This is a genomic window from Cupriavidus sp. 01T418 (genome assembly GCF_056398885.1).
The window spans coordinates 133,714-146,308 of sequence record NZ_JBFTQG010000012.1 but is presented as its reverse complement, the minus strand read 5'-3'; the positions used below and the strand labels follow the sequence as shown (position 1 = coordinate 146,308).

Annotated in this window: 9 protein-coding genes; 8 read left to right on the top strand and 1 reads right to left on the bottom strand. The window is 54.8% G+C overall.

From position 1 onward, the window contains the following. Positions 1–32: 32 nt before the first annotated feature. From AC1DQ3_RS15200 to AC1DQ3_RS15170, 7 genes are all read left to right on the top strand, one after another. Positions 33–644, top strand: coding sequence for a hypothetical protein (locus AC1DQ3_RS15200; protein WP_477121000.1), 612 nt, complete (start codon positions 33–35; stop codon positions 642–644). A gap of 631 nt (positions 645–1,275) precedes the next feature. Beyond that, positions 1,276–1,800: a hypothetical protein gene (locus AC1DQ3_RS15195; protein WP_477120999.1), complete on the top strand. Its 525-nt coding sequence runs from the start codon at positions 1,276–1,278 to the stop codon at positions 1,798–1,800. Then, complete coding sequence (locus AC1DQ3_RS15190) at positions 1,788–3,725, top strand: AAA family ATPase (protein ID WP_477120998.1); 1,938 nt, start codon at positions 1,788–1,790, stop codon at positions 3,723–3,725. The genes AC1DQ3_RS15195 and AC1DQ3_RS15190 overlap by 13 nt, the downstream gene beginning before the upstream one ends. A gap of 473 nt (positions 3,726–4,198) precedes the next feature. After that, entirely contained in the window at positions 4,199–4,891 is a 693-nt protein-coding gene (locus tag AC1DQ3_RS15185) for a hypothetical protein (RefSeq protein ID WP_477120997.1), read from the top strand. An 88-nt stretch (positions 4,892–4,979) separates the two neighbouring features. Further along, entirely contained in the window at positions 4,980–5,219 is a 240-nt protein-coding gene (locus AC1DQ3_RS15180) for a hypothetical protein (protein WP_416047198.1), read from the top strand. After that, positions 5,220–6,218 carry a hypothetical protein gene (locus AC1DQ3_RS15175; protein WP_477120996.1) on the top strand — a complete coding sequence of 333 codons (999 nt, stop codon included), beginning with the start codon at positions 5,220–5,222 and terminating at the stop codon, positions 6,216–6,218. It begins immediately after the preceding gene. A 157-nt stretch (positions 6,219–6,375) separates the two neighbouring features. Further along, entirely contained in the window at positions 6,376–8,199 is a 1,824-nt protein-coding gene (locus tag AC1DQ3_RS15170) for a DUF4365 domain-containing protein (RefSeq protein WP_477120995.1), read from the top strand. A gap of 220 nt (positions 8,200–8,419) precedes the next feature. On the opposite strand, the gene AC1DQ3_RS15165 is transcribed toward AC1DQ3_RS15170, so the two are convergent. After that, positions 8,420–10,741, bottom strand: coding sequence for an ATP-binding protein (locus tag AC1DQ3_RS15165; protein WP_477120994.1), 2,322 nt, complete (start codon positions 10,739–10,741; stop codon positions 8,420–8,422). Positions 10,742–11,072: 331 nt separating this feature from the next. Here AC1DQ3_RS15165 and AC1DQ3_RS15160 point away from each other — a divergent pair, with 331 nt between their 5' ends. Further along, the gene (locus tag AC1DQ3_RS15160) at positions 11,073–12,473 is read left to right on the top strand and encodes an ISNCY family transposase (RefSeq protein WP_477120993.1); all 1,401 of its coding nucleotides are present in this window, start codon (positions 11,073–11,075) and stop codon (positions 12,471–12,473) included. The last annotated feature ends 122 nt before the right edge of the window (positions 12,474–12,595 follow it).

Genomic DNA, 12,595 nt, shown 5'->3' with positions numbered 1-12,595 from the left:
ATGAAGAAACACACAATGCATTGAGTGAGGCGATGAAAGCTGCCGGGGACATCGACGCCGTAGACCATATCAGTCGAGAGGCTGGCGACAAGACAAAGGGCTTTAGATTTCAGAAGCTACGCGGTGCTATCCGATTCCTACAACGAGTAGAGGCAAATCGCGACGGCCAGGTGCAGTGTGCGCTGGAGTTTCTTGAAGACTCAGTACTATTTGATAGCAGCGATAGCTCTTCAATTAGCGGTGAAGAGAACAAGTACTACGGATCCCGGGTCAGCTTTAATTCCCCAGCCATACGAAATACGGTTGTAGCATTCCTTGATCTCCATTTTCAATATTCAAAAAGTAGTGAGCTAAAACTCGGTGTCTATGCTTCCGCGGAACTTGCACAAGAGCGGATCTCAGCTCAATTGCGAGAAGCACTGGGCTATGAATCGAAGCAGAAAAACTACGACATTCTGGAGAAACTTGTTTCTGGCGACGAGCTTACCGAAGAGGAAAAAGAGGTCGCCCTCGCTGTGACCAAAGCGGAATACTCTGCGCAATACAAGGACCCCCTCGAAGGGATATGGCGCACTCGTCGCAGGGCTCTCTGTTGGCGAGTTTACAAATTTCATAAAATCGATCGATTGGTCTATCACAAATGATTCTAATGAGACTTTGGAGCAAACGGCTTTAGATCTTGTGCGAGGGTGCAGATTTTTTAGTCATAGGCACGAGCACCTTGAAACTTATATTCTCAACAGCTTCCTCGACGAGCTGGAAAAAAGGTCCCTTCAAAATGGCACGAATCGCCTAATGACTACTGACGGTCTAAAGCTCATTTTCAATGAGATCCTTGTCGGGTCCATTGGAGATGAGCGAACTATAGATCCCGCTGCGGAGGCATGGGCGAATGTCGACCCGAGCGATTTCCGGAATTTGGCGGATAAAATTCTGGCTGTCTGCCCTGAGTTTAACCCGAAAATTCTGCAAGTATTGGCGAGAAAGTGTGGTCTGGCCCGCAGCGTAGAGCTTGGGGGGAGCGGGAAATGAAAGCTTTGCTTCGTAGGATACTGGATGTATGTGAAGATGAGCTTATCGGCATGAGCTGTCCGATTTCTAGTATGTCGCAAGACGAAGTACTTACTGCTATCCGGAAGTTGACGGAGGCTTCCGAGCGTCATTTTGTTAGCCTCCGGCAATTATACAGATATAGACCCAGGGATCACCACACGATCAAGGGTGCCGTCCTTACTCTGTTTGACGACTGCTTCCTAGCTTTTGACGAAGTGGAACATGAAAAATAACGACAAGCGCCCACTGTATTTCATCTCCGGTGAGGATTTTTATTTCATCGCATATTCGATTCTACTGGTGTTGGAGTTTCTGGGGGGGTCTGCGCGACGGGTCAAAGATCACCGTAAAATCTCATATCTGATCCAATTTATTAGTGACGAACGTTTGATCGGGATTCTTGCAAGAACACAAAATAAAACGGTGGCGAATCCAAACGACCGCGAGCTTTTGTTTTCGAGCTTTACGAATGCCGAATTGCACAAGCGAGAGGTTTACAAAATCTTATTTTCGCTGGAAAAGAAGGGATACGTTTCTCTACACCGAACCGACGTGGCCGAAATTCTCGATGTAACATTAATGGCGACAAATTTGCCTGATGGTTTCTTTTCGAGCGCTCACTTTGATAAGGAACATCGGGCGGCTAATGAGTTAAGAACGCTTGTTCCTAGAATATCGACGCTGACGCTGGATTCATTGCTCGAGCGCATGTATCAGGAAAGAGGAATTCGTGTATGGGCTTCCTAAGTATTCGAAAAGTTGAGTATTTTGGTGATAAATATTACTTTGAATCGCCTCCTCTCAGCTCGCACCTCTCAATCATCGAGGGGCCCAATGGCACCGGAAAGTCGACCTTCTTTAACCTGATTTATTACGGGTTGGGCGGAAAAGTTGAGGAATTCGATCCAACGGCTTCTGAAGTTMACAAGGAAGTAATGGAGGATACGAACAATCTAGTCCGACTGGTGGTTGGTATCGATGGGGAATTGTTTACCCTGACTAGACGCTTCAGGGATAATCACATCACCATTTTTAAGTCTGTCGCGGAGGCGGACGGAGTCGTCACGCCACTGCAGACGGAGACTCTCCCGGTGTTTCGGCGCGAAGACTCAAAGACCTTTTCGGATTGGTTGCTGGAGAATTTGAGCATTCCTGTGGTAGAAATCTTCCAAGGAGGAAGGCAATTCAAATTGAATTTCTCCGATTTGGCCCGTCTGATTTATCATAACCAGAGTCCGGATCCAAACGGAATTTATAAGCCTGCGGATAGTATTAATTTTGTTTCTGATTCATTGGAGATTCGACGGGCAATATTCCAGATTCTTGTCGGTAAGACGCTGCTCGAGCTTTATGACGCTATCGGCCATCAAAAGATCTCGGAAAGAGATGTTCAAGCTGCACGGATGGTTTGCCAAGAATATGAGGATATTGTAAGTCAGTTGCTTAAAGCCAGTGGTTTCACTGATATTCGAAACACCAAGGCACTCAATCATCAGATTGAGGTCCTGGAGCTCCAGATAGACGCATTGCTTGAAACGCGGCGAGCATATTCCACGGGAAAACTCGGAAGCGTCCAAGCACAAGCGGCGCTGCAGGCGGAGATCGCTCGGGTTCGGGAACTCGAGCTGACACGTCGCGAAATCGACGAGCAGCGTGAACAGTTGGTGCAGGAAGCCGGGCGGTTAGTCGATGTTGAGCGTAACTTGGAATCGGACATCCAACGCATTAACAAAGTGATTTACGCGCACGGCCAGCTCAGCTTGTTCTCGCGAGATACGTGTCCTTACTGTTTGAGCGATGTTATGCGAGCACCTGGCCACTGTGTATGCGGAAGCGCCGTCGACGAACATGATTATCAACGCTTCTTTTACAGTCCTGCTGAATACTTGGACATCCTAAAGAGTAAGTCAAAAACCCTTCAAACGCTGCGGCTAGCGATTCGCTCCGTGCAAGAAGAGTCTGCGCGATGGAAGGCGGAACGCGAGCAAATGGCGCAAGAGTTGTCAACTAGGCGCGAGAGAATCGAAGATGCGACGGCTGGGCCGGATAAGGTCGAACGAGCGATGGAAGAGCTAGACAGCAGCCTTCTCGAAGCTCGGGATAAGCTCGCCAAGTTGCAGGAAGCCTATCGGCTTGAGTCCAAGCTGGCTACGTTGCTCAAACGCTGGGACGAAAAAAAGAACGCGCTTGAGAGCGCGAAGGCCGAAGTACTGCGGTTGGATGGCGAATCCAAAGCCGAACTTCAGCAGCGGATTGAGGACTTCAATCGCATCTACAATGAATTTATGACGTCTGTTGTAGCAGACTGCAGGAGCGCAAGCATTGACTCCCAAACGTATCTGCCCGTAATTAATAATGGGCAGTACAGGGAGCATAGTGCGAAGGTTCCAAAGAGATTTCTCTACTACCTCGCGCTGCTACAGCTCTCTCTTGCGTCCGATGTGCCATTCCCGAGACTGCTTTTAGTGGATACGCCTGAGACAGCAGGAATTGATCTCGAAGGACTCGTGGAAATGTTGAAGCAAATCGAGTCCTTGGAAAATCCTAAGGAACGCGACTTCCAGATCCTAGTATCTACTGGCGTCGGGAAGTATCCTCCGGAATTCTCTGGCAATGTTGTTTTGCGCCTTACGAAGCAAGATCGTCTCTTGAAAGAACGAGTTGCGGCATAAGGACAATTCAGTAACGTGCCGCGGCCAGAATCCTTTCAAGTCATACTTGGAGTCATCGTACTTTCGGTGCAAAATCTGGCGCTAGCAAGCCGGGATGCCGCTTGCGGCAAGGCTTTCCAGGTTGCTTGGCGCCGCGTAACCGCCGATCTTACAGGTAACTGATTCCAAAGGGTTTTCAGGGCCGAACCGCCAGATTTCGCTTCAAAAGTACGATGACCCCAACTCGGGGTGATCGTACTTTCCGTGTAAAAAATGGCGGTAGCAGGGTGCAGAGTCGCCTGTAGCAAGGCTTTTCGCCGCACCGAGTCTCTCGCGATCGGTGCATTTGTAAGTCCTTGATATATCGGCACTTTCCGTGACAAACCGCCAGAAAATGCACGGAAAGTACGATCACCCCGAAAAGGACGATTACCCCGGGCCCGACGCAGCCCGAGAGGCGCGGGCGTACGCACGCAAACCGAAGGCATGACGCAATGACGGAACAAGTGACTCCATATCTGGACACCTGCACTACCTGCACTACCTGCACTACCTGCAAGGGTACGGGCAAGTTTCAGGCATTCGGGCGGCAGACGGTCAAGCTTCCCCATTGCAAGGACTGCAATGGCACTGGCCAGCGATATTACAAGCAGAGCCGGGAACAGCGCGCGAAGCGTAGCGCCGCCATAAAGGAGCGTGAAGAAGCCGGAAAGCGGGCAGAGGTCGAGTGGATGGAAGCCCAAAAGCAGTCGGCATTCCGAACTTTTGAGGCAGCGCATCCTGACATCGCGCAGTGGTGGACAAGCTCGCCGCTAAAATCGGCCGCGACCCTGCGCGGTGAGGCGACAGCTCACGGCAACCTGACCGAAGCGCAAGTGCAGATGGCAAGGCGCTGTATCGAAAACGAGGCCGCGATGATCCTGAAGGCAGAGGGGAGCCATCGCCGTATCGACGTTGACGCGTGGCACATCGCCGATCGCTTGCAACGGGAACCGGTCGCGCAGGTCGGCAGCTTCACCTTTCGGTCGGCGGACGACACCAGCCAGAATCCTGGGGCGATCTACGCGATTCATACCGAGACCGACCAATATCTCGGCAAGATCGTGCTGGAGCGGATTTTTCTGCCGTTAGTGGTGTCGGACTACCCCAACGAGTTACTGGCCGAACTTGTTGATCTATTGACGTAGTAACGCAATAACGTATTGACGCAATGGCAGAGATCGACGACCGACGACTGGGCCAGAGGTTGATCGACGGAATGCTGCGGGAGCGGTAATGGACCTGGATCGAATTGAAATCGAAATTGAGTGCCCAAGATGCAGTTTCTTCGCCAAGATTCTCTATCGGGATGCGCGGCTTCGGGATGTCATCATCTGCAGGGGCTGCAAGGGCAATATCCAGCTGGATGACCACATGAACGCGTGCCGGAAGGCGAAGCGGCAGGTTGCGGCGGCTTTTCAGGAACTCGAAGACGCTTTTGCGAAGCTGAACAAAGCAATAACCTTGAGATTCTAAATGGACTCTGCATACCTCCAGCGTGTTCGCTTCCAACTGCAAAAACGGGTGCGTCGACTCAACTCATGCGCGCCGCTGATCTTTCACAGTTCTCTGGTCCAGTTCTGGAACTACCTCCAATCTCAGCCGTTGACCGCAGGCATTCTCGGCAGGCTTGAGGTCCAGTCGCCGGCTTACGGTGACGAGATTGAGGCGATCACTTCCCAGCATCTCCTTGAGGAGTTCACGACGGAAGCCGAGCAGTCTGCCTTCGTGTTCCGTATCATCGAGCACTGCGCACGGCAGCCGCTGGGCAGCGGTATCGGCCCGGAAGTGAAGCTGGGCCATGCGATATCCAGTGCGTCCAAGCACGATGAGGCGCTCAATCAGTTCAGGGAGATGTTCCTCGAGCCCTTTTACGAATACCTTGACGAGGCGCTGGACCAGCAGGGAGCAGTGCTGTCGTTGCTGATCAAGTACAAACGTAAGGTGGAATGGTTCGAGCGAGACGCCCTGGTCGCGCGTGCGGCGGGGCTTGAACGAGACCTGGCTCAGCATCTCTACGCGTTTCTCTTTGATCAGGGTCTCGACTTCCACATCGAGCCTCAATCTGCATCGGGCATCGCTGATCTGGTCGCCCCGGAGCTGGTACTCGATGCGAAAGTCTTCGATGGATCGAGGCGCGGGCTGGCATACCTGGCAAGCGGGGTTCATCAGGTGCACACCTACACCCGCGACTTCAATCAGGAGGTTGGCTATCTGGTGGTGTACAAGACGTGTTCCGATACCATCGATTTCACATTCTCGCAGGAGGGACAGTTGCTGCCCTACCTGTCGCTGGGTGGCAAGATCATTTATCTGCTTGTCATCGACATCTGCGGGTACGAGGCCAGTGCTTCCAAGCGCGGAACCATGAGGATCCATGCGGTAGATCAGGAGAGCCTGGTGCGCATGGCCGACGGGATCGTCACGGAAGAACCTGACGACTCGACAGCGATCGAGCGCCAGACGCTGCCATGACAGGCGTCGCGCCCGACCGCTGCGCGGGGAGGATCGTGGCCAAAGTGCCGCATCCCCAATCCAAAATTTCCCGCGAACCAGACGGCAACCACGCACGCCACGGCTTGCCGACACAGAAGATCGCTGGCGATGACACGTTCACTTGTTCGGACAAGCTATGAATGCGAAGGAGATTGGTCGGGCCGCGGGGCGCATATTTGCGTATCGACTGCCTGCCAACTGGATTTTCCGATCCCAGGAGGATCAGGAGGACTATGGGATCGATGGCGAGATCGAGATCGCGAGTCCCGACGATAAGGCATCGGGCTTCATTTTCAAGGTTCAGATCAAAGGGCAGCAGAACGTTTCGTATGTCGATCAGGGCAACTTCGTCGCATTTAACCTGCCCGTGGCACGGCTTCGCTACTACCTGCAGCAGGTGGAGACGCCAGTCATTCTTGCGGTGGTTGATGTAACCGAGGAGAAGGTGTTCTGGAAAAGCCTGCAGGATGACACGGAGGTCTCAGACAATCTGAAACGCGCCATTGCCAACGGCCAGAACAGTATGGTGGTTCATCTGCCCACCAGCGCCACGCTTCCCGCAGGCGCCATGGTGCTGCTCGCGGCAGTCGAAAAGAACATTAACTGGTTGCGCCTCCATGCACTGAACCGGCTTGCCGGACCGATCGACGCGTTGCTTGACCGGTCGCACGACGACGTACTGGATCAGCTGCTCAACCAGCAGAAACAGTTGAGCCTCAAGATATACAACGAGAAGTTCGAGCGGCTGTATGCGGGGGAAGAGTTCCACACGCTGTCGGGCTTGGTGCACGAAGTGATCCGCTCGGCGACGGAACTGGTGGAGACGCGGATCTCGGCGGGGGTTTACCTCGAGCGGTTGATGCTGCGCGAGGTCGATAGGACGAGCGCGCAAGGCCTCAAGGCATTGGGCGCTCTGTACGCATACATGCTCGATGTCGTGCGTCGCCGGCGGGCGCCGGCCCACATTCGTCGATATGTGCTCATGCTTTTCAGAGCGCAGCATCTGCAGGGGGCGGTGCATTCCGACTATCACTATTTTCTGTCGGCCAAGCAGTTTCCGCGGGAGAGTCTGACGGGCTGGATCGTGGCGTCATCGCGATTGCAGACGGGTGAGCGTGCCGCGCGCCATGTATTGAAGACCGTCCAGATGATCAACCGGGCGGTGCTCGCCGGGCAACATAGCCTGTTGCTGGATGGCCTGCCGCGCTTCGCTGCCGCTGTGTCGCTGTTCGCATACCGATTGGCCGAGGATGGTCTGACGCAGCGAGCCGATGATCTTCTGACCTGGCTGAAGTTTTGTATCGACCTCGCCCTTGACGTGGCGAAGGCGACTAAGGATGTCGATGCTCTGGCGCAATTGATCTTGCTCAATGCGTGGTCGGAGTGTCAGGAAAGCCGGAGGCGACAGCGGATTGAAGAGTCCATTGGCCTCGTTGCGTTGATCGACGATGCCGAGATGGCGGAGCGATTGCGCACGGCGTTGAACTCGCTGACCGACGACGTCGCATCTAGGTTGGGGCAGAGGCCGCCGGACGACGAAATCGCATGTTTCCGACGGCGTGCGCTGGGATTAGGCATCGACGTTGACAATCCGGAGGACAAGGTCGCTCGGATCATCCATCAGGGGCTGCTCGACTACAACCCAGAGCGGGTGGTCAAGGACTGTGAATCACTTGTCATGGTGCCTGGGCGCGCACTCGGGGTACCTGCTCAATTAGTTGGGTTGCCGTCGGCTGGTACAAAGCTGCTGCATTGTCTGAAAAAGGGACATACGGCGGGAGGGTGGAGGCTCGACGAGATTTATAGCTCGCCAATCCCTGGGGCGGGCTTCAGGGACAGCTTCTGCGAGGGTTGCGAGTCCCGTCGGGCCCGCGGCCCGGACTGGCGCTGGTCCAGTCAGTGGCAACATGAACTGGCGGTCAAACACAAGGCACTTTTTGCGCAACTCGCGACCTTCTAGTCCTCGCGCACCAAACAGCCTGCAGCGTCGGTATTGCCTATAGTTACGGCGGGCAAAAAGGAGCATGACGCCCAAGTTTGTCGACTGGCATGCCGGACACATCGTCCGCCTGCCAGCAACTACGCGTGAGCGCCACTGTTCAGAGTCAGCGGCGGCATGGATAACCAACCACTGTCAGATTTAGTCTAGGCTATTAAATATAACCGCACTTCGCTTAACACTAGATAATCTTCATCATCGCATCGTAGTGATTCTTGTCGTTCGCCTGGATGAGTTCGAGCAAGTCTGTGAGCACGCCAGGAGCCTCCGATAGCACCGAAAGGTCGTGGTCAGGCTCTACTTGTTCCATATGCGAGTGAGTATGAAGAAACCTCACAATTCTCGCTTTTGCCGCTGCGTCCCCCTCAAGCGCCTCGAGCTGTTGAGCCAGATTCCCTGCACGACCAGGCACCCGGAAAGCCAGAAATGACTCCAACAGCCGTCGAGCAATATTGGGTAGTCCGTACACTTCCGCGAGGCTTTTTGGCGCGGCGGCCTTGGCTCCTTCATTGATGCACCGGAATAGATAGTGATACTCCGACTCGTATTCGTGCAAGAGTGGGTCCAACGTGCGAAGGGTCGCGCTCCGCAGACCGTCCTCAATCGTTGGCGCCAGCATGTAGAAGTGCGTCGTCTTGGATTTGGACGGGTCGTAAGGGTTGCTTCGTAGATTGCCTGCATAGTTGAACCAATTCTTCACCTGTCTGAAGAAGCCAAAATTGTGAGTCAGGATGAAGAGTTGTTTAGCGTCCTTGGTACGCGTCTTCATGTACCCAAAGGCACAGTACAGCGAATTGGCGTCCAGGCTCGATACTGGGTCGTCGATGACCACGATCCCGTTCTGAATGTCGAATGTCGTATCGCTCAGTGTCTTCAGGAAGTACATGAAGGCGATGGCCGTACGTTCGCCATCGCTTAAGTGCATGGCTGGATTGGGCCCGCGCATGATGGTGTAGCCGGTATCCTTCACCTCGAAATGAAGTTCGTCTCTGCCCAGATAGGCAGCCATCTCACGATTCAGCTCCTCGGCGGGCTTGAGATGCTGTCGGATCTCGCTCTGCAGCTCCTTGACCTGTTCAGGGATGGGAGCAATCCGTTCACGCGCCATATCCAGTGCGGCTGTTGCGCCTGCGACGACTTCTGAACGTGAGCGCCACTCCGTCAGGGCCTTCGCGCCTTCATCGAGTTCAAGGGCTTCGCGAGCAGAAGCTGCGGTGGCATCGAATCTATCGGTGTGGTCATTGTGCGCCTGGACCAGATTTAGCAGCTGCTGACCAGCAGAAAACCCAGTGGATGCACCCATTGCCGAGACGCCATTGAAGAGCACCTCGAAGAATTTCACGAACCCCGAGTCGCTCTGGAAGTCGATTCGCGGAAGGTAGCGCAGCAAATCCAAGGACTGGAAAGGCTCCTTAAGCTTCTCTTCCAGGCCTCGTTGAAGGCCTGTCAAATACCCTTCGACGTACGTGGTCTGCTTGTTGAGCTGCGCCATGGCAGCATCGAACTGCGAGTGCAGATGTGGGTAGAGAGCGGATCTTTCCGGGATAGTCTTCGCGAGAGCTTCCTTGCGAAGGGAGCCCACAGTGTCGAGGAGAGCCCGCAGTCGGTCCTGATGCGCCTTGAAGTGGTCGTTGAAATGCGCTGCGAGGGTTTCTACCCGAAGGAGTGGCAGCGGCTGATCACAGAACTGGCAGTTCGTCTCGGCCTCGCCATGTAGATGCATGCCCTTCTCGACCCAATCCGCCAAGTCTGGGGACCGGACAAGCTTCTCGATGGAACTCGATACCACCGTGACCCGAAGCTCCCCGCTGACAGCGTTCGTAAGCTCGTGGAGTTGGATATTGCCCGAAGTCGGCTGCAGCAGCTTGGGCATCGGCTTGCCCTGGATTGCGTCCTCCAGTTGTTTTCGTTCGTCTTCCGGCAAGAGTGCTGTCGGAGCGCTGGCACTAGCCAATCGGCGCATCAGCTCCTTGAACTTCGGAGCTTCATAGTTGTTGTAGCGCGCATCTCCGAGTAGCAGATTGCGGATAATCCGTGCTTGGCTAGTACAGAAATTATTGAAATTGGCCGTTGCTTCTTCAAGCTCTGTCTGAGCCGACCCACGCTGCTTCGTGAGCTCGTCCTGAAGCGACAACAGTTGGGCGACCAGCTTCTGCTTCACCGAACTGTCTTCACCGAGATAGAAGACCGGAGGCAGCTCATGACCCGGTACCTCGAAGATGTTTCGATCGACGAAATCTCGGTTGAAAACTCGGATGGGAGGAGAAGCGGCCGTGCCGAAGTCGCTGCCCTTCAGCGGGCCCCCTTCCAACAGCAGCTCCACCGCAGTTGCATCTGGCGCTTCCCGGCGCTGCAGGAACCGGAATAGGGTGGATAGGGACGTTTTCCCTGCACCGTTCCATCCGTAGATGAGGTTGTATCGCCCGAAATCAGGCAGGCCGTCCCACTTGAAATTCCTGAAGATTCGGTAACCCTGGAGCTTTGTGATCTGTTTGAGTGCCACTTTACACTGCCTATTTTCTTAGGATATGCCGGCCCGGTAAGGCGGCACAGGATTGTGGAGGCCGAGGGGATTTTACACTTGCCACCTCGCCGCAGCGCCGGTCAGTCGGCCCCATGAGGCCAGGAACACAATTCTGCAAAGTCTGGGAACAAATTTGTGCAAACCGACGAGTCCCGAAAGGGGCGCTCATTTGACATAACGTCCGTGCGGCGAATTTTCACTGTAGCGGCAAAGTTGTAATGTCCGGTTTCAGCAAAGTTGAAATGTCCACCTGAGGCGCCCTTCATGGTATTCAGCCTACCCGGTTGAATGCATAAAAGGACGCCCGGCGATGGCTGGAACCGAGATCATTACAGTAAGCATGCGTGAGTTAGATAGGCTCAAGACCGTCCAGGCGGTCGTGGATGGTCAATTGCGGCCCGGGGTAGCTGCCGAACGGCTGGAGATCACGGATCGGCAATTCGGGCGGCTGCTGGAGCGCTACAGGCGGGAAGGCGCATCCGGGCTGGTTTCTCGCCGGCGCGGTCGACCCAGCAACAATCGGATGCCAGCGGACCGCGAATCCGAAGCCCTCAGCCTGATTCGGGAACACTACGCCGATTTCGGTCCAACTCTGGCGGCCGAGAAGCTGCGAGAGCGCCATGGACTGACGTTGTCCAAAGAATCGATCCGCCGACTGTTGACGGCAGCCGGCCTGTGGGTGCCGCGCAAACAGCGGCCGCCGAAGGTCTACCAGCCTCGTAATCGGCGTGCCTGCTATGGCGAACTGATTCAGATTGATGGCTGCGATCACCGCTGGTTCGAGGACCGAGCGCCGGCGTGCACGCTGCTGGTCTACGTGGATGACGCCACCAGCCGGATCATGGGGCTGCGCTTTACCCATACGGAGTCTACGTTCAGTTATTTCGCCGCGACGCGGAGATATTTGGAGCGCCACGGCAAGCCGGTGGCGTTCTACAGCGACAAGGCCAGCGTCTTCCGAGTCAACCATCCCAACGCCACCGGGGGCGACGGTCATACTCAGTTTTCCCGGGCCTTATTTGAGCTCAACATTGAAGGCATCTGCGCCAACAGCAGCCAGGCCAAGGAACGCGTTGAGCGGGCGCACCTGACGCTGCAAGACCGGCTGGTAAAGGAACTACGTCTGCGAGGCATCAACTCGATGGAGGCTGCCAACGCGTTTGCGCGTGAATTCATCGACGACTACAACGAGCGCTTTGCTAAGCTGCCGCGTAACAACCACAACGCCCATCGGCCGCTGCGATCTGATGAGAATCTGGATCTGATCTTTGCGTGGCGAGAGCCCCGTCGAGTGTCAAAGAGCCTGACATTCCAGTTCGACAAAATGCTCTATCTGTTGGCCGATACGCCGGAACATCGCAAGCTTGCCGGTCGCTACATTGATGTCTATCACTACCCTGATGGGCGGATAGAACCGCGGACGAACGGCGTTGCTTTAACCTTCACGACCTATGACAAGTTGTCGGAAGTGAATCAGGGCGCGATCGTGGACAACAAGCGCCTCGGACATGTGCTGCAGTTGGCCCAATACGTTCAGGAAAAGCGCGACAACACACGATCTCTCTCTTTGCCTGCCATTGAAGGGCCTCCCCGCAAGCGTGGGCGGCCACCTGGCAAAAAGTCCCAGCGCTCGCTGGATCAGAGCGATATGTTGGAAGGGCTAAAGCGCTTGCAGAAGCAGCCGTGGTCGCTTAACGGAACGGAGAACTGATCTCAACTTATTACTGGAACACAAACTCGCTCCACTGGCATGATATCCCTCACCCTGAGCTGGACTCATTCGTGTCAGGCCAGCACCACCGCCCTACGGGAAACCCAAAAACTGACCAAGAA

Excerpts from the sequence above, each read along its gene's own strand:
- AC1DQ3_RS15200 (WP_477121000.1), top strand. The coding sequence starts at position 33 with ATGAAAGCTGCCGGGGACATCGACGCCGTAGACCATATCAGTCGAGAG.
- AC1DQ3_RS15195 (WP_477120999.1), top strand. The coding sequence starts at position 1,276 with ATGAAAAATAACGACAAGCGCCCACTGTATTTCATCTCCGGTGAGGAT.
- AC1DQ3_RS15185 (WP_477120997.1), top strand. The coding sequence starts at position 4,199 with ATGACGGAACAAGTGACTCCATATCTGGACACCTGCACTACCTGCACT.
- AC1DQ3_RS15180 (WP_416047198.1), top strand. The coding sequence starts at position 4,980 with ATGGACCTGGATCGAATTGAAATCGAAATTGAGTGCCCAAGATGCAGT.
- AC1DQ3_RS15175 (WP_477120996.1), top strand. The coding sequence starts at position 5,220 with ATGGACTCTGCATACCTCCAGCGTGTTCGCTTCCAACTGCAAAAACGG.
- AC1DQ3_RS15170 (WP_477120995.1), top strand. The coding sequence starts at position 6,376 with ATGAATGCGAAGGAGATTGGTCGGGCCGCGGGGCGCATATTTGCGTAT.
- AC1DQ3_RS15160 (WP_477120993.1), top strand. The coding sequence starts at position 11,073 with ATGGCTGGAACCGAGATCATTACAGTAAGCATGCGTGAGTTAGATAGG.